The organism is Deefgea salmonis (assembly GCF_020531905.1).
GTDB classification, from domain to species: domain Bacteria; phylum Pseudomonadota; class Gammaproteobacteria; order Burkholderiales; family Chitinibacteraceae; genus Deefgea; species Deefgea salmonis.
Genome location: NZ_JAJAWG010000003.1, coordinates 290949 through 308630, shown reverse-complemented (window position 1 = coordinate 308630; position 17682 = coordinate 290949). Strand labels below are relative to the sequence as shown.

Annotated in this window: 16 protein-coding genes; 6 read left to right on the top strand and 10 right to left on the bottom strand. The window is 51.2% G+C overall.

The annotated features are described in order from the left end of the window. Positions 1–20: 20 nt before the first annotated feature. The gene (locus LG219_RS07705) at positions 21–728 is read right to left on the bottom strand and encodes an arylesterase (protein WP_226763936.1); all 708 of its coding nucleotides are present in this window, start codon (positions 726–728) and stop codon (positions 21–23) included. Here LG219_RS07705 and LG219_RS07700 point away from each other — a divergent pair. The 3 genes from LG219_RS07700 to LG219_RS07690 all read left to right on the top strand — a co-directional run bounded on the left by LG219_RS07700 (position 727) and on the right by LG219_RS07690 (position 4962). Beyond that, positions 727–1437 carry an ABC transporter ATP-binding protein gene (locus tag LG219_RS07700; protein WP_226763935.1) on the top strand — a complete coding sequence of 237 codons (711 nt, stop codon included), beginning with the start codon at positions 727–729 and terminating at the stop codon, positions 1435–1437. The genes LG219_RS07705 and LG219_RS07700 overlap by 2 nt on opposite strands. After that, a complete protein-coding gene (locus LG219_RS07695) occupies positions 1434–3959 on the top strand; it encodes an ABC transporter permease (RefSeq protein WP_226763934.1) in 2526 nt (841 codons plus the stop codon). Before LG219_RS07700 ends, LG219_RS07695 begins: the two co-directional genes overlap by 4 nt. A gap of 88 nt (positions 3960–4047) precedes the next feature. Continuing rightward, on the top strand, positions 4048–4962 hold the full coding sequence (locus LG219_RS07690; protein WP_226763933.1) for a phosphotransferase: 915 nt from the start codon (positions 4048–4050) through the stop codon (positions 4960–4962). A gap of 140 nt (positions 4963–5102) precedes the next feature. On the opposite strand, the gene LG219_RS07685 is transcribed toward LG219_RS07690, so the two are convergent. Then, the gene (locus tag LG219_RS07685; RefSeq protein WP_226763932.1) at positions 5103–5576 is read right to left on the bottom strand and encodes a universal stress protein; all 474 of its coding nucleotides are present in this window, start codon (positions 5574–5576) and stop codon (positions 5103–5105) included. 245 nt (positions 5577–5821) lie between these two features. Beyond that, complete coding sequence (gene recQ, locus LG219_RS07680; RefSeq protein WP_226763931.1) at positions 5822–7612, bottom strand: DNA helicase RecQ; 1791 nt, start codon at positions 7610–7612, stop codon at positions 5822–5824. Positions 7613–7765: 153 nt separating this feature from the next. Between recQ and LG219_RS07675 the strand changes: the two genes are divergently transcribed. After that, positions 7766–9067: a GGDEF domain-containing protein gene (locus LG219_RS07675; protein ID WP_226763930.1), complete on the top strand. Its 1302-nt coding sequence runs from the start codon at positions 7766–7768 to the stop codon at positions 9065–9067. Between the two features lie 71 nt (positions 9068–9138). Here LG219_RS07675 and prmB read toward each other — a convergent pair whose 3' ends face one another. Continuing rightward, positions 9139–10047, bottom strand: coding sequence for a 50S ribosomal protein L3 N(5)-glutamine methyltransferase (gene prmB / locus LG219_RS07670; protein WP_226763929.1), 909 nt, complete (start codon positions 10045–10047; stop codon positions 9139–9141). 558 nt (positions 10048–10605) lie between these two features. Here prmB and LG219_RS07665 point away from each other — a divergent pair. Next, the gene (locus LG219_RS07665) at positions 10606–11967 is read left to right on the top strand and encodes a DEAD/DEAH box helicase (protein ID WP_250647236.1); all 1362 of its coding nucleotides are present in this window, start codon (positions 10606–10608) and stop codon (positions 11965–11967) included. Positions 11968–12218: 251 nt separating this feature from the next. Here LG219_RS07665 and LG219_RS07660 read toward each other — a convergent pair whose 3' ends face one another. Together LG219_RS07660 and LG219_RS07655 are read right to left on the bottom strand one after the other, a co-directional pair. After that, positions 12219–13031 carry a MipA/OmpV family protein gene (locus LG219_RS07660; RefSeq protein WP_226763928.1) on the bottom strand — a complete coding sequence of 271 codons (813 nt, stop codon included), beginning with the start codon at positions 13029–13031 and terminating at the stop codon, positions 12219–12221. A 26-nt stretch (positions 13032–13057) separates the two neighbouring features. Continuing rightward, positions 13058–13369 (bottom strand): DUF2322 family protein, encoded by a 312-nt coding sequence (locus LG219_RS07655; RefSeq protein ID WP_226763927.1) that lies wholly within the window; start codon positions 13367–13369, stop codon positions 13058–13060. Between the two features lie 96 nt (positions 13370–13465). On the opposite strand from LG219_RS07655, the gene LG219_RS07650 reads away from it, so the two are divergent. Continuing rightward, a complete protein-coding gene (locus LG219_RS07650) occupies positions 13466–13786 on the top strand; it encodes a hypothetical protein (RefSeq protein WP_226763926.1) in 321 nt (106 codons plus the stop codon). Between the two features lie 72 nt (positions 13787–13858). On the opposite strand, the gene LG219_RS07645 is transcribed toward LG219_RS07650, so the two are convergent. The 4 genes from LG219_RS07645 to hscA all read right to left on the bottom strand — a co-directional run bounded on the left by LG219_RS07645 (position 13859) and on the right by hscA (position 17515). After that, positions 13859–14794, bottom strand: a complete 936-nt coding sequence (locus LG219_RS07645; protein ID WP_226763925.1) for an HD-GYP domain-containing protein — start codon at positions 14792–14794, stop codon at positions 13859–13861. Between the two features lie 86 nt (positions 14795–14880). Further along, entirely contained in the window at positions 14881–15075 is a 195-nt protein-coding gene (iscX, locus tag LG219_RS07640) for a Fe-S cluster assembly protein IscX (RefSeq protein ID WP_173532112.1), read from the bottom strand. A gap of 146 nt (positions 15076–15221) precedes the next feature. Then, positions 15222–15560, bottom strand: coding sequence for an ISC system 2Fe-2S type ferredoxin (fdx, locus tag LG219_RS07635; protein ID WP_226763924.1), 339 nt, complete (start codon positions 15558–15560; stop codon positions 15222–15224). Between the two features lie 86 nt (positions 15561–15646). Then, entirely contained in the window at positions 15647–17515 is a 1869-nt protein-coding gene (gene hscA, locus LG219_RS07630; protein ID WP_226763923.1) for a Fe-S protein assembly chaperone HscA, read from the bottom strand. Positions 17516–17682 lie beyond the last annotated feature (167 nt).

The window sequence follows — 17682 nt, the reverse complement described above, 5'->3', positions numbered from 1 at the left end:
GAGCGCTGTTTTTGTTTGTATTATTTAAATAATGCCGCTTGTTGCTTAAGTAAATCTTGCAGTACCCCTTGCATAATCAGTGGTTGCGCTGGTGCAGTGGGGTGTAATTGGTCGGCTTGAAATAGCGCATTATTCTGAACAATCGGCGCTAATAAAAAAGGGGTGAAACTCAGTTGAAACTCTTTGGCTAGTTTTTGATAGCTCGCGGTAAATGCGCGGGTGTATTGCGGGCCAAAATTGGGCGGAATCTGTATGCCAACTAAATGTACGGTGGTGCCTTTACTTTGTGCTCTGCGAATGATTTTTGCCAGATTGTCTTGCATGGCTTGCGTGGGCAGACCACGTAAACCATCGTTAGCGCCAAGCGCCAAAATCAGTAATTGCGCGGGGTATTTATTTTGGATCGCAGCAAAGCGCGTTAGCCCACCGGCCGTGGTTTCTCCTGATACACTGGCGTTAATTATTTGAAAGCTTTTACCGCGCCGCTGTAATTCGGTTTCTAGCAATCGTGGCCAAGCTTGTTCGGCTTTTAGGCCGTATCCAGCCGAAAGGCTATCACCATAGACCAAAATAGTCGGTGTCTTGGCGGCAAATACCCCTTGGCTGGTAATGAGTAAGGCAGCAAGTAGCCAGCGGTATGGTTTGGCTTTGCAAGATTTCGTAAGGTATTTTGCGCGCTTGGCGCATGCAGCACTGATTAACCATTTCAAACGGATGACTAGATTCATGACGACTCCTTGGCCTGTCGATACATCGGCGATCTTGCAAGTACAGCAATTAACTAAAACCGTTGCCAGTGGCAAATCGACGCTGACTATTTTGCACGATTTAAACTTAAGTGTCGCTTATGGCGCTAGTTTAGCCATTGTCGGTAGCTCAGGCTCTGGCAAATCGACTTTATTGGGTTTGCTGGCGGGTTTAGATGTGGCCAGTTCTGGCGAAATCTACTTGGCGGGCAGCGCTTTAAGTGGCTTGAGTGAAGATGGTCGGGCCTTATTACGCGCTAAAACGGCGGGCTTTGTGTTTCAGTCTTTTCAGCTCTTGCCCGATTTAACCGCCTTAGAAAATGTGATGTTGCCGCTTGAACTCAATGATCGGGCCGATGCGCGTTCGGTTGCCGAACAATGGCTGACTAAAGTCGGTTTAAGCGAGCGCATGCAGCATACGCCGCGGCAACTCTCTGGCGGCGAGCAGCAGCGCGTGGCGTTGGCGCGGGCTTTTGCGCCGGGGCCAGCGATTTTATTTGCCGATGAACCCACCGGCAGTTTGGATTCGGCCACAGGGCTGGTGATTGCCGATTTATTGTTTACGCTCAATCGCGAAGCGGGCACCACGCTGGTGCTGGTGACGCATGATGAAACATTGGCGGCGCGTTGCCAATCGCAACTGCGTTTAGCCGCTGGCCGAGTGGTGAGCCAGCAAGGTTTAGCAGCATGAAATGGTCGATGAATTGGAGTTTATTTCGCCGCAGCTTGGCCGCTGGCGAGTTTCGAACTTTGCTATTGGCGCTCACCATCGCGATTGCCGCTTTAAGTAGTGTGGGATCGATTACTGAGCGGGTGCAGCATTTATTGCTGGGGCAAGCGAACGAGACTTTAGGCGCTGATTTGGTGCTTCGCTCAGATCATGAAATTGCCGCGCCGCTGAGCAATGCCGCGCAAGTTCAGGATTTGCGCGTGGCCAAGACTGCGACATTTCCTTCTATGGTCGGCGTTCATCCGCAAGCTAGCGCGCCAGTTGCTGCAGGCGAGCAACACGTCGCGGCAGCTTCAATCTCGGCCGAAACAGAACCGGCAGCGCTGACTTTGGCCTCGGTGAAGGCCGTCAGCGCTCTATATCCTTTACGTGGCGATTTGCGTTTACAAGATGGCACGCGTACCACTGCGCCGCAGGCGGGGCAGGCGCTGATTGATCAACGTTTACAATCCATGCTGGGTATTGAGGTAGGCAGCATATTGGATGTGGGTTTGCTGCAATTACGGGTGGTGGGTATCTTGGGGCAAGAGCCGGATGCGGCGTTTGATTTCTCGAGTTTACAACCGCGCTTGATGATGAATGACGCCGATTTAGCGGCCAGTGGTTTATTGGGCTTTGGTAGTCGGGTGAAATATCGCTTAATGCTGGCTGGCGACACCTCGGCTTTGGCTGAATGGCGTTTGCAAGCCACACCTCAATTAGAGCGCGGGCAAAAGCTAGAAAGCGTCAGCGACGCCCGCCCCGAGCTGAAAGACGCTTTAGATCGTGCTAGTCGATTTTTAAAATTAGCCGCGTTATTGGCGGCTTGTTTGGCGGCGGTGGCGATGATTTTGGCGGCGCGCCGCTTTGCACTACGCCATTACGATATGGTGGCGTTGCTGCGCACTTTTGGCGCAACGCGTCGCCAAGTACAGCAGATTTTATTGGTGCAATTGGCTTTAGTGGCGGCGATGGCCGCGCTGCTAGGCGGCGTCTTGGGCTGGTTGTCGCAAAGTGCTTTAGTGGCCTTATTAAAGTCGAGTTTGCCCGCGCCTTTGCCAGCAGGTAGTAGTTTGCCGTGGCTATTGGCGAGTGTGTTGGGTTTGGTGTTATTGCTCGGTTGCGCTGGGCCGATGTTAATGGCGCTGGCGCAAACGCCGCCGCTGCGCGTATTGCGCCGCGAGATTGAGCCCAGTGCCCGTGTTGGTCTGCAATGGCTGGTGACGGCTGGATTGATGCTGGGCTTACTGTATTGGATTGCCAATGACATTCAGCTGGCGCTGATGGTGGGGGCTGGCGTGCTGCTGGCGCTGGCTTTGGCGGGTGGATTAGGGCTGGTATTGCTGCGTGGTTTACAGCGGATATTGCCAGGCGCGACGGTTAAAATTGCTTTGCGCCAATTGCAGCGCCAACGTGTGTTGGTGGCCGCCCAATTGGGCGCTTTATCGTTGGGCTTGATGGGGATTGCGCTGTTAACCGTGGTGCAAAGTGATTTATTAAGCGCGTGGCAGCGGCAAATTCTTGCCAATGCGCCAAACCATTTTGCGATCAATATTCAGCCTGAACAAGCCAGTGCCGTCGCCCAGCAATTTAGCCAACAAGGTTTAGCTGCGCCGACGTTATTGCCGATGATCCGTGGGCGTTGGTTGGCGCTCAATCAGCAAGCGGTAGAGCCTGAGCGCTATAGCGAAGCGCGCGCGCAGCGTTTGGCCGAGCGTGAATTTAATCTGAGCGTGGCGCCAAGCTCGGTGCGCGAACAAGGCAAAATTGTGGCTGGTCAGCCGTTACAGGCGAATATTCCAGCGTGGTCGGTGGAGGAAGGCTTGGCAAAAACCTTGGGTATTGCCGTTGGGGACACGCTCACCTTTGATGTCGGCGGCATACCCATTAGTGCGCCTGTGGCTAATTTACGTCAGGTGGCTTGGGAATCGTTCCAAGTGAATTTTTTTGTCATGGGCAGTGCCAGCTTATTGCAAGCGCAGACCGGCAGTTGGATTAGCAGTTTTTATTTGCCACCCAATCAAACGCAATGGATCGCCAGCTGGGTGCGCGCCATGCCCAATATCACCGTCATTGATGTCGGGCAGGTGCTCAATGAAGTGCAAAGAGTGATGACCTTGGCCAGCTCAGTGCTGCGTTTGGTGTTGATTTTATGCGTGCTGGCGGGCTTAACCGTGTTGATTGCCGCCTTAGATACCACAGAGAGCGAACGACGGCGTGAAGCGGCGATTATGCGCGCTTTAGGCGCAACGTCAAAGCGGCTGGCGGCCGTGTGGTGGGTAGAAAGTCTCTTGCTCGGCGCCGTGGCCGGCTTGATCGCGGGGGTGTGTGCCAGTGTCTTAGGTTGGTGTTTGGCCACGCAACTACTGAATATCCCGATGGCGCTTAATCTGTTATTGCCGTTATATACCTTACTGCTGGGCATGTTTTTGGCGGCATTAACGGTGTGGCGACGCTTGCGCGTTTTTGCACAAACCACCCCGATGGTGTTGCTTAAAGATTAAACCGCTGCATTGTTTGCGCCAAAGCAAAACCGTGTAAGTTTGTCTGGTGCATGCTGTGATGAAATAGGGTATTGAATGAGGTGATGCAATGCTGATTTTGGATCAAGGACCCGTGGTTCGGCTGTGCCAAACTTATCTGGGTGGTACACCGCATCAGGTTGAAAAAGTCACCGGCTTTTATGCCGATGTGTATATGGTGACCGTCGGGTCAGTACGGGCTGTGCTGAAATATTATCGCCTGCCGGGGCAGGCGCAGCTAGAGGCGGCAGGTTTGGACTTTTTGCGGCAGTATAGCCATGGCATCAAGATCCCAGAAGTGATTGCGCTGCATACCCCGGGTGACATCGGTGAAGCACTGATTATGACCTATGTCTCTGGGATTCCCGCGAGTCATGCGCTGGAATCGCCGGTGATGATTGATCGCTTTGCTGATGAATGCACCGATTTATTGCTCAGCTGGCATTCCGTTACTCGGCCGACTGGTTTTAGTGGTCTCGATGGTTGTCAGTACGCTGATTTTGCCAGCAGTTATCGAGCCTTTTTGCAGCAGCGCGTTCAATGGCTAAAAAGCAATTGGGCAACTCAGCATCTGGGGCTGCATTTACGTGAAAGGCTGATTGCGCTGGCCGAGCAATTTGACGCGCTGCCTGTGTCGGCAGCCGGTTTGCCCACGTTGATCCACGATGATTGCCATGCGGCTAATTTTTTAGTGGATCCGGAAACCCAGCGTTTATGCGGCGTAATCGATCCGTGTCATGCGCGATTTGCGCATAAGGATTTGGATTTATTCCATTTGCAGGATGTGCGCCCCGACTTTAATTTATTGCCAACGTATTTGGCCAAATCGCCACAAGACGCGGGCTTACGCACCCGATTGGCGTATTTCAGTTTGTTCGACGACATCAAGCATGCCGCCGCAACGCACTGGGATGATGAAGAATGGCTGTGGCGTAAAGTCGATAAGCTCGACGTTTTGATGACACAACTGCCGCTGGTGGCTTGAGCGGGTGGATTGAAATAAAAAAAGGCCGGTTCACGATGAACCGGCCTTTTTTTATGCTTATTTCAAATCAAAAAATCGTTTTTAATTGAGCAGAAAGCAAACGTCAACAGCTCCTAATAATCCATTGCAATTATTGCGATTTATTCGTCATCGTCCTCATTTAAGCGCACGAGTAACACCGGAATCGTGGTGCGGTGTAATAAGCTTTCGGCCATGCTGCCAAAGATTAAATTCATAAATCCCGAATAGCCGTGCGTGCCCATTACGATCAAATCGGCGTTGACTGCCGCCGCCGCTTTTAGTAGCGCATCAGCGGCATGGCCGCCGCGTTGCTCGATCAGGCGGTTGCTACAGGCAATACCTTGGTTTAGCGCTTGCTGGCAAAAGCGATCGAGCAGGGTTTGAATGTCGCTTTCAACACGGTCGCGCTGCGCGTCGTAGCTGGGTAGATCCAGACCGGGCATCACGCTACTGGCGATGGTGGCACGCGAAATATCACTCACGTGCAGTAAAATTAGCTGGCTTTTTGCCAGTTGGGCTAGGGCTAAAGCATGTTCAAATGCGGCGGCCGCGGTGTCGCTGCTGTCGATGGGAACCACAATTTTTTGATACATATCGCGCTCCAAAAGTGACTAAATTGGCGAGGAACTTCGTGATGTTCTTCGCCCGTCTGGCCTGAAAACGAGTCAATCAAACCCATTGGCAGGGGTGCTTTTTGATGTGATTCATTGTACAGAGAATGTCCGTTTCAGGGGCAAACCCTGGGTTGGTCGCGGTTTGCGGCGACTGTAGCACGCTCACAGACGGTGCAGCCTTGACTACGCCTTGATCCGCCGCGAAAACCCTATGTCAACAGACCCTAGGGATAGGGCGCGTTTAAGACCGTCAAAAATGCATCGCCGTATTTATCCAGTTTGCGATCGCCCACGCCCGAAATGCGCGAGAGTTCGTAATGATCGCGTGGATGCAGTCGAATCATTTCTTTGAGCGTCGCGTCGCCAAACACCACATACGCCGGCACGTCTTGCTCGTCGGCGAGTTGTTTTCTGAGGCGGCGTAATGCTTGCCAGAGCGCCAATTCTTGCGGGTTGGCAAAATCGCTGTCTTTGTCGGTGTAATTAAATTTCTCGGTGCGCGCGCGTAAATACAGCGGTGTTTCACCTTTTAAATACGGCCGGGCAAGATCGGTCAGCTGCAAACCGCCATGGCCTTCGGGCGCCAGTTGCAAAGCGCCGCGCACGATAAGTTGGCGAAATACGGCGCGCCAACTCGATTCGTCTACGTCTTTGCCAATGCCAAAGGTGCTGAGTTTATCGTGCAAAAATTCTTTGACCTTGGGCGTGGTTTTACCACGTAATACGTCGACCAAATGCCCCACGCCAAAGCGATTGCCGGTGCGATACACGCAAGACAAGGCTTTTTGTGCTGCCGCGCTCATTTCGACCAGTTTGGGTGGATTTAAGCAATTGTCGCAATTGCCGCACGGGGTAATGGTTTCGCCAAAATAGGCGAGCAAGGTTTGCCGCCGGCAGTCGGTGGATTCAACCAGACCCAGCATGGCATCCAATTTACGGCGTTCGATGTGTTTTTGCTCATCGCTGCTGCCGCCTTGCTCGATCATTTGCGCCAGCAAAATCACATCGTTTAAGCCATAAGCCAGCCAAGTATTGGCGGGTAAACCATCGCGGCCGGCGCGGCCGGTTTCTTGGTAGTAGTTTTCTATGCTTTTAGGCATATCCAAATGCGCGACAAAGCGCACATCGGGCTTATTAATTCCCATACCAAAGGCGATGGTGGCCACCATCACCACACCTTCTTCGCGTAGAAACGTTTGTTGATTTTTGGCGCGCACACTGGCGTCGAGTCCGGCGTGATACGGCAGCGCGCGAATTTCCTTTTCTCGAAGCCAAGCGGCGGTGTCTTCGACTTTTTTGCGCGATAGACAATACACAATGCCAGAATCTCGCTCGTGTTCCCGGCGCAAAAAGGTCAGTAATTGATCGCGAGCGGTTTTTTTCTCGACGATGGCATAGCGCAAATTAGGGCGATCAAAGCTGGAAATATATTGCGCAGCGCCTTCAAGACGCAAGCGCATGACCATCTCAGTTCGCGTGGCATGATCGGCCGTGGCCGTCAGTGCAATGCGTGGTACTTGTGGAAAATCATCGGCCAGCACCGATAAAGCCAGATATTCGGGGCGGAAATCATGGCCCCATTGCGAAACGCAATGCGCTTCATCAATCGCAAATAGGGCGATATGCGCTTGGCGCAGCAAGGATTGAAAGCGAATGGTCGTGAGTCGCTCCGGCGCGACATACAGCAGCTTGAGTTCCCCTGCGACAAAAGCGCGTTCAACTTCACGCGCGGCATTGGCATCTAGCGTTGAATTTAAAAAAGCCGCCGCCACGCCCAATTCTTTGAGCGCATCGACTTGGTCTTGCATCAGCGCAATCAGCGGCGAGACCACCACCGCGCAACCGTTTCGCACCAAGGCGGGGATTTGGTAACACAGCGATTTACCGCCCCCTGTTGGCATCAGGACGAGCGCATCACCACCGGCGCAAATATGGTCGACGACGTCACCTTGTTGGCCACGAAAAGCGTGATAACCAAAGGTGTGTTCAAGAATGTGCAGCGGAGTATTAGGCATATGGGCGTGAATTGTACTCTTTTCTCTCGCAATAGATGGTTTTTACCCCCGTTGTGCTGGGCTGCTTTGCTTGAGTTGCGTAACATTTACATTATTAGTAAATGCTTATAAAGCAAGCCACTTACAAAAAATCCAAAAGACTTGGGGGGGAATATGCCGCAACAGTTAGCTCGTCTTTTACGCCGCATGATGGTCGCTTTAATGTTACTGACCGTGTTGTTATTGATGTGGCAGCACTGGGGAATGACGCGCGTCATTCGTTTTGACGCCGAGAACAATGCGGGTATTTTTTTCCCGATTGATGATCGGCCACTGGGTGGAAAAAGTCTCGCCACCGTGACACGTGAAGGCGACGCAATGGTGCTCTCCTGTGCGCTTGACGGTCAAGCGTATGCTTGGCCGTTTTGTGAGGCCAGTGTACGTATTGCAATTGCGCCTAAAGGGATAGATTTATCTGGACTCAATGAAATGCATTTAGATTTGGGATTAAGCTCGCCCAAAGGGAGAAAAATTAGGATTTATCTACGCAATTATGAGCCCGAATTTTCGACCTTAGATGATCCATTGTCGCTCAAGGTGAATGAGGTTGAAATTGATGTGCCGGAAAATGGTCAATTAACCATACCATTGCGTTATTTTCGCGTGGCATCTTGGTGGCTAATTCAGAAAAATATCCCATTTATGCATAGCGATATGAAGTTAAATAATGTTTCGCATCTGGAGATTATTACGCCCAATGCGGTGGTGACCGGGGATTATCAAATCAGGATGAATGCCATTGAGTTTCGTGGGAAATGGATTAATTTAACCCAGTTATTGGCCGGTATTGTGGTTGTTTGGTTATTGTTTGGGATGGTGTGGTTGATTTTGGAGCTGGTTATTTATCGGCAGCAAGTTTATGCCAAGCGTTTGCAAATGGCGGAATTAAAAAATATCAATCGTGCTTTAGAAATACAGGCTGAAAATTTAAGTTATCAAGTTCGTTTTGATTCACTGACCGGCGCGCTCAATCGCGAAGGTTTGCGAGATTTTTTATTGCAGCGATGGCAAGGCGATCGTCTGAGTGAAGCCGGAATGAGTTTGTTATTTGTTGATTTAGATTATTTTAAGAAAATTAATGATCAATTTGGTCATGCTGTTGGCGATCAGGTATTGCAGCTTTTTTCACAGATTCTTAAAAGCGAAATCCGGCAAAGCGATGCTTTAGTGCGCTGGGGCGGGGAAGAATTTTTGATTGTTTGTCCGTATACGCCATTGGACGCTGCGGCTCGTTTGGCGGATAAATTAAGGCTGGCGATTGAACAGGCCGATTGGCCCAATGGCATTGCTTTAACTTGTTCTTGCGGTGTTGCGACGCGCAATCCAGCGGAGGGGTTTAGCGCTTTGATTGAACGCGCTGATGCCGCTTTATATCGAGCAAAAGCGGCAGGACGCAATCGTGTTGAAGTGGGGTGAGATAGCGTGATTGATGGGTATATCTACCTAAGCTAAATAAATTAAAGCCTAGATTGATATACCCTTGTTAATTACAACCCTGCTTCAACTAACATTTCCCGCGTGAGCAAGAAGACAAAGCCGTCACCCGATTCAGTGCTTAGCCACACGAATGGCAATGTTGGGTATTGCGCTTCGAGCTCGTCACGGTTATGGCCGATTTCAACGACCAATACACCGCGTGGGTTTAAGTGCTCAGTGGCTTTCGCTAAAATTTCGCGGGTGATATCGAGGCCATCTTCGCCGCTACCTAAGGCCATTTCTGGCTCGTGCAGATATTCTGGTGGCAATTCGGCCACGCTGTGCGCATCCACATACGGTGGATTGGAAATAATCAAGTCGTAGCGTTCATCTGGAATCGCTGCGAATAAATTTGAGTCGAGCAAATCAATTCGATCCCCCAAGCCGTATTCCAGGATATTGATTTCAGCGACATCGAGCGCATCAGGCGAGAGATCAATCGCATCAATGGCGGCATCGGGGAAGGCATGCGACATTAAAATCGCCAAGCAGGCCGAGCCGGTACACATATCCAGCGCGCGGTGAACCAGTTCTGGGTGCTCGATATACGGTTCTAAGCCATCGTTAAACAAGATTTCGGCGATAAATGAGCGCGGCACAATCACGCGTTCATCGACATAAAATTTAAAATCGCCCAAATACGCTTCTTTGGTTAAATACGCTGCGGGCTTACGCGTAACAACGCGTTCTTGAATCACATCGAGCACTTGGGCGATTTCTTCTGGCAGCAAATGCGCGTCAAATACCGGCTCGAGGCGGTCAATCGGTAATTTGAGCGTGGCTAAAATCAAATAAGCGGCTTCGTCCCACGCTTCAGTGGTGCCGTGACCATAAAATAATTCAGCGGTATTAAAACGGCTGACGGCAAAGCGGTGCAAATCACGCACGGTGCGTAAATGTTCACGGGCGATATCGTACATACGTTGGGCTCCAAAGTGGGGTAGTGACAGTGTGCTAGGGTCTGTTGGCATTTGGTTTTCCGCCGCGCTGGAGCGATTTTCGCGGCGAATCAAGGCGTAGTAAGCGATGCATAGTCATTCTATGTGAGCTTGCTACAACGCAGAGTCACCGCGAAAAGCGCCCAGCCCGCAGGGTTTGGCGGATTTTGGCCTGATGTTGCGTTACAAAGCGCTGGCGTAGAATGACTACGCTGCGCGCTTCGTGCCTTGCCTCAGGCCAAAATCCGCATAAACGCGGCTGGCAAACCAAGCGTCAACAGACCCTAGTTTACTGTGATTGGCTTAGCTTGCCGTCATTTCAATAGAATAATTTGATCTACCCCGTATTCGCTGAATAAATGGGTGCGCTGGATGGATGGGCCTTGGCTGGCCGAAGATCGGTGGCAATCAGCGTTAAATGCTTGGTTTTATGCTGGATTTTATCGCTGATCGGCGCCATTGGCTGCAGACGAAGGTAGGCATATGGGCTCGCTTGGTGTAAAGTGCTGCCTTTAGTTTTGTCGCGTGTATTGGAGTGTAATGAGTATCACATTTGCATCATTAGGCTTGGCGCCTGAAGTATTAAAGGCGGTCGTTGCACAAGGCTATGAAACTCCTACTGCGATTCAAGCTGAAGCGATTCCGGTTATTTTGGCCGGCAAAGACGTGTTGGGCGCAGCCCAAACCGGTACCGGTAAAACTGCCGCGTTTACTTTGCCAATTTTGACGCGAATTATCCGTCACGCCAATCACAGTGCTTCTCCGGCACGGCACCCGATCCGCGCTTTGATTCTGACGCCAACGCGTGAATTGGCCGATCAGGTGTACGCCAATGTGGCCACTTACAGCAAGGGCACGGGTCTGCGTAGCCATGTGGTGTATGGCGGTGTCGATGTGAAGGCGCAAATTCCTGCGCTGCGTGAAGGGATCGAAATTTTGGTCGCCACGCCCGGTCGTTTGCTCGATCATATCCAGCAAAAATCAATTAATTTATCGCAAGTTGAAATTTTGGTCTTAGACGAAGCCGATCGCATGCTCGATATGGGCTTTATTTTGGATATTCAAAATATTTTCAATTTGTGTACCAATCGCAAGCAAACGCTGTTGTTCTCGGCGACTTTTGCGCCAGAAATTATCAAGCTGTCTAAGCAATTTATGCATGAGCCAGTGAAAATTGAAATTTCACGCCAAAACTCAGCCAATGAATCGGTTAAACAAGAATTGCATCCGGTTGAAACTGCCCGCAAACGCGCTTTGCTGGCGCATTTGATTCGTGTGCATCAAATGACGCAAGTGATTGTGTTTTGCCGTACCAAGATCGGTGCTGATCAAGTGGCACGTGATTTGAAACGCGCTGGCTTTAATTGCGAAGCGATTCATGGCGACCGCGATCAACGCGCGCGCACTGAAGCGCTGACTAAATTCAAAGCCGGTGAAACGCAAGTACTCGTGGCGACCGACGTGGCAGCGCGCGGTTTGGATATTTCTGATTTGCCGTATGTGGTGAATTACGAATTGCCGACCAACGCCGAAGACTACGTGCATCGTATTGGCCGTACCGGTCGTGCGGGTGCTACGGGGGTGGCGATTTCTCTGGTTGCGCCCGAAGAAGGCAAGGCTTACGAAGGCATTAAAAAGCTACTCAATCGCGAAATGTCGTTGATTCCAGTGCATGGTTTCTCGCCAGGTACGATTCAAGTGATCGACGAGCGACCAGCGCGCGCTGAGCGCCGTCATCATGTGGATCCGACCACCGATAAAGGCGTGAAAGACTATCAGCGCATGCCATCGCGCGCGCAGCGTGATGCCAGCGATGTGCCGGCGTTCCCGAGTAATTTGCCTAAATTACCCAAGCGCACGCCGCAAATTGCAGCGCTGTTCTTGCCGAAAAAACACGGTTAATTGTTGAATGGTTTGATGTTGTTTATGCCAGCATTAAACCCGCCAACTTAGCAACGCAGAGCATATCGCCGCTTAAATCGTCTAATGGTTTGAGTTTTGAATTGGTTTTACTCTGCGTCTTTGCGTCTCTGTGTCAAAGAAAATTTCTTAAGTGACTGGCGTTACGATTTAATGTGATTGAATGCAAAAGGGCCGAAAGGCCCTTTTTGTTGCTCGTCATACAAGCCATTACGCGCTGATGGTATATGTAATTACCAGATATAACCCAGACCCAATCCGGCATAAAACTCACCGCGGTGTTGCACAATCGGGCTGTTTTGGATGCTTTTATCGTACAGCTCGTAATTGACTGCGGCCATGCCGATCCAGCTTTTGTTAATGCGATAGCTGCTCACCAGCGCGATCAGTGGTGAAACGGTTGCGCCGGTATCCCAGCTTGGGCGGCTATTACTCGCTTCTTGCGCTGAAATGCCGCCAAAGTAGTAATTGGCCATTTTACTGCTGCGCACCATAACGCCCATGCCGGGCATGATCAGTAGATTGTCACGAACAATGGGAAAATCAGTCCAAAATAGCGCTTCTTGGCCACGACTATTGCCGGTGATATCACTCGACACTCGCATACTCAGTAGCGCATAAGGCAGCGCGTAATTGAGGCCCACACCGGCCTCAAGTTGGCCTTTACGTTTGAGCATGCCAGCCAATGCTGCGTTGTCCTTTGGATCGAGATTGCCAAAGCGCACCCGACCGTAGGCGTATAGCCCAAGCTGATGTTCTTTATAAAAATAATAACGCGCTCGATCACCCAAATACATGAAGTGATCGCCAAAATAAATCAGCCCCGGGATGGCATACCCCGTTGCATCTTGTGCCTGATAACGCGCTTGTCCACCGAATACGACTCCCCCGACGATAAGTCCACTGGGTATCGGGCTATGCGGTTTGTCGCTGGCTAAAAAATCCAAAGAACCCAAATCAATTTCAGCTTGAGCAGGTATTGCGCTCAAAGCCATGATGGATAATGCAAGGCGGGCAATACATCGAGTAAATAAAGCAGAAGGCATAAGACGCTCGGCTGGTATCAGCAAGTTTAGACGGCAATCAGGCGCACAGCTAAAGGCTGGCCACTGTCGGCGATCAGCAATAAACGGTCGATATTGGGGTGCTTGCCGGGAAAAGCTTGCGCATCAGCAGTGTGCTCGGCATACAGGCGTAAGCCTTTTTGCGCGGCGATATCGCTGATGGCGCCAAATTCTTGATACAAGGCGTGATACAGCCGCACGCTACCGGCTTGGCCGGGGCGATTGTCAATGCGGGCGATCACGGTTTCACCATCGAGTAATTCAATCGCCGATAAATGATTAATGGTGGGCATCTGTGCTAATTGTTCAGCAAAAGTCATTTTTTTTTATCCTTGTCGTCAACCGAATTGAAGATTGCGACGTTATATCACACAGAACATGCTGCATAGTGCAGTTTGCTGGTTTGGAGAAATAAAATGCGCACCTCAATGAAAGCTTTGTTATTAGCGGCGACTGTTTTTACCACTTCGATGGCTTTTGCGGCCACGCCAACTTGCCCAAAAATGCCAAAAGGGGATATCACCAAGGCTGAGCATCAAAAAATGTCGGATGCCCGTTTTGAGCAAATGGATGCCAATAAAGATGGTACCGTGACAGTCGCTGAACGCCGTGCAGCACGCGAGGCTATGCGCGCCAATTGCTCAAGCAAAAAAGGCCATCGCGGTATGGCGCATGGCTCAATGCCAGCCCATGCGTCGATGCCAGCAAACGCTTCAATGCCAATGCATCACCAATAAGCGCGTTATTCATCGTGCAAAAAAAACGCCAAGTCAGCTTGGCGTTTTTTTATGCGGTAAAGAAATAGCGCGTTAAATTTGCGCGTCAGGGCCCCAAATTTGGCTCAATGACATAGCGCCAGCGATGATGCGACTATCGAGTACTTTCAAAATTCTAAATTCAGCCAGTTGACCATTACGGCGGATGGCTTGTGGATAGAGTTGATCGTCACGATCAAACAGCGCCAGAATATGCGGTGCGGCGGCGCCAATCGCTTGCTCCAGCACCACGCCAGATTCGCCATTGTTGAGTAACACCACCGAGCCCGGTGGATAGCTACCGATGGTTTGGCTAAATAAATTCACCAGCTTTTGATCCAGACTACCGCCAGCGCTATTGAGCGAAGTTTGTAAGGCCACATCGGCCGATTGGCTGGTGCGATAGGTGCTGTTTGAGAGCAAAGCGCAATAGCGATCAGCCAGACCAATCAAGCGGGCGGCGAATAACACCGCATCCCCGGCGAGCTGCTGCGGATAGCCGCTGCCATCGGGTGCTTCATGATGTTGTAAGACGCAATCGAGCCACATCGAGTCGGCCACGCCTAAGCTGCGTAGCGCTTCGCGGCCTTGCGCGGGGTGGAGTTTGATTTGGCTGAGCTGTTCGGGCGTGAGGGCGCTGCTTTGCTGGGATAATTCATTTTGCAGTGCATACATGCCGATATTCATCGTCAGTGCTGCGGCGATAAAATGCCAGCGCTCAGTCTCGCTATGCCCTAAGTTTTTGAGCGCTAAATTGACAACAATCGCCACATTGATCGGATGGCGCACGGTATAGGGGTCATTCAGATCAAGCTGTATCATCGCCAAGGCGACATGGCTATTTTGCTCGCAAGCGGCCAATAGATGCGTGATGACCACGTTGATTTGCGCAATAAAACTCGCCGGATTGGGCGTTTGCGCCAAGCAGGGGGCGAGTTGCTGACGAGCAGCCAAGATATGCTGCGCGCTAGAAAGTAAGGCTGTAGACATACACCATCATCAAATAGGGCGATGGCGCTAGTTTAGCTGATTCCATTCTTATGCGGAGTTTTAAGTTTGATGAAAGTGTTCTTGGCTTATTCTGCTTCGTCGATCCACGTCATTTGAATTGCTTCAAGGATTTTTTCGCCGCAATGCTGCGGGTCATCGTTAAAGCCATCCAGTGCCAGCACCCAGTCGCGTAAATCAGTAAAACGAATGGTGCTTGGATCGGTATCGGGGAATTTTTCGCTCAATTGAATGGCGATTTCGCGGCTATCGGTCCATTTCATGATTTGCTCCTAGGGTATGGCTGGCTAGACGTTGATTATATTTGGCTGGATAGTTATACCCAGACTAATTAGGCGTTGTTCAGATTACGTGTTGATGATTTTAAGTGTCTGCGGCTCGGCATCAAGCTATGATCTGAACGCGCCGATTAGTGATGCTCACGCGCATGATTGATGGTGTATTTAGGTAATTCAACCACCAATTCAGTATCAGCCACTTCAGCTTGGCACGACAAGCGTGAGCAAGATTCTAAGCCCCAGGCTTTATCCAGTTGGTCTTCTTCGAGCTCATCGGCTTCGTTTAGGCTGTTAAAACCTTCACGCACTAATACATGGCAAGTGGTACAGGCGCAGGATTTTTCGCAAGCGTGTTCGATTTCGATATCGTTCGCCAGCAGTGCATCACAAATCGTGGTGCCGGGCTCGACTTCGAGTACCGCCCCTTCTGGGCAGAGCGTCGGGTGGGGTAATACAACGATTTGAGTCATGGTCAATCCTTCATTCAAACAGCGCAATCTTTGCGGCTGGTTTTAGCAATAGCAAAAACAATCATTGAGCGCAGCGCGCGATGTCGTTAAATATCAGTAATTTTTTGGCCGCTTAAGCCGCGTTTGACGGCCGCATTCATGCGGCGGCTGGCAAATTCATCGCTGGCGGCATTCAGTTGCTCGGTGCCGGCGATTAAGGCGTTGGCATCATCGCCAGCAATCAGCGTTTGTAAGTGGGCCAGTGCCGCATCAATCGGCGCACGCTCACTTGAATTGAGTAAATGACCGTCGCTCTCAAGTGCAATCAATACCGCGGCGACAATGCTGCTGGCTTCAACGCGCGCTTCGGCGAGCTTTCTGGCTTGCAGATCTACATTGGCATGGGTCATTGATTCGGTGAGCATGCGGCTGATTTCATTGTCGCTTAGACCATACGACGGTTTGACCGCGATGCTCGCTTCAATGCCGCTCGATTGCTCACGCGCAGACACCGACAGCAAACCATCGGCGTCCACTTGGAAAGTCACGCGAATCCGCGCTGCACCGGCGACCATCGCTGGAATGCCGCGCAGCTCGAACCGCGCCAAGCTACGACAATCGCTCACCAACTCGCGCTCGCCCTGCAATACATGAATCGCCATCGCGGTTTGGCCGTCTTTATACGTGGTGAATTCTTGTGCGCGGGCCGTTGGAATGGTGCTATTGCGTGGAATGATTTTTTCGACCAAACCGCCCATGGTTTCTAGCCCCAAAGACAGTGGAATCACATCCAGTAGCAACCAATCGTCGTCCCCTTTATTGCCCGCCAAGACATCGGCTTGAATCGCCGCGCCAATGGCAACGACTTTATCCGGATCCAGATTGGTCAGCGGTTCTTGGCCAAATAACTCACGCACCGCTTTGCGTACATGCGGCATCCGCGTTGCGCCACCGACTAAAACCACGCCTTTTACGCTGGCAAAATCGAGCTTGGCGTCGCGCAGGGCTTTTTTCACTGGCAACAGCGTTTTGCTGATTTGGTGGGCGGTCATTTTATGAAATAGTTCGGCGCTCAGCATTAAATCCACCACCTGACCATCGGATAAAACGGCGGTAATTTGAGTGCTGGTGTGATCGGTCAGCGCTTCTTTGGCTTCGCGCGCGCGCGTCAGCAGCAGGCGGGTATCGTGTGGATTGGGGCCGTGAATGCCGGCCTGCTCTAAAATCCAGCAATAAATTCGGTGGTCAAAATCGTCGCCACCCAGTTGCGAATCGCCCGAAGTGGCGCGCACTTCAAACACTCCACGCGTGAGTTCGAGCACCGACACGTCAAATGTGCCGCCACCCAAATCGTAAATCACATACGTGCCTTCAGACGCATTGTCCAAACCATAGGCAATTGCCGCGGCGGTAGGTTCATTTAAGAGCCGCAAAACATTGATGCCAGCGAGTGTCGCGGCGTCTTTAGTCGCTTGGCGTTGCGCATCATCAAAATACGCTGGAACGGTAATCGCTGCGCCGACCAGTTCGCCGCCGAGGCTTTCGATCGCGCGCGCTTTGAGGTTTTTGAGGATTTCGCTCGACACTTCAACCGGGCTTTTAATCCCTGCGCGGGTCACAATTTTCAGCATGCCTGGCTCATCAATGTCTTGTTTGACGAAGCGATACGGCGTGGCTAAATCGGCGATGTCATTGATGCCACGGCCCATAAAGCGTTTTACCGACAGCAGCGTATTGCTGGGGTCGACATTTTGCTGCGCTTGCGCCGCATGGCCAACCAGTATTTGCCCAGATTGACTGTAATGCACCACCGACGGCAGTAGCGTGCGGCCATCATGGTCGGGCAGGCAGACCGCGCTGCCACTTTTTACTGTAGCTACTAAAGAGTTGGTGGTACCCAAGTCGATGCCCACCGCAAGGCGGTGTTGATGCGGCGCGGCAGAAAGGCCGGGTTCGGAGATTTGCAACAAAGCCATTGGCTTAAATCCTAAAAATCTAATCGATTAAAATGCTTTAAGGTATATGCCTGAAGCGATTTTTATATAAAGGCTTTAGGAATATACCCTGATGTAGGGCGGGTGATGACCCGCCAAACTGGCTGGAAATAAAATTGAGCACCGTAGATACGATTAGCGCAGCGTAA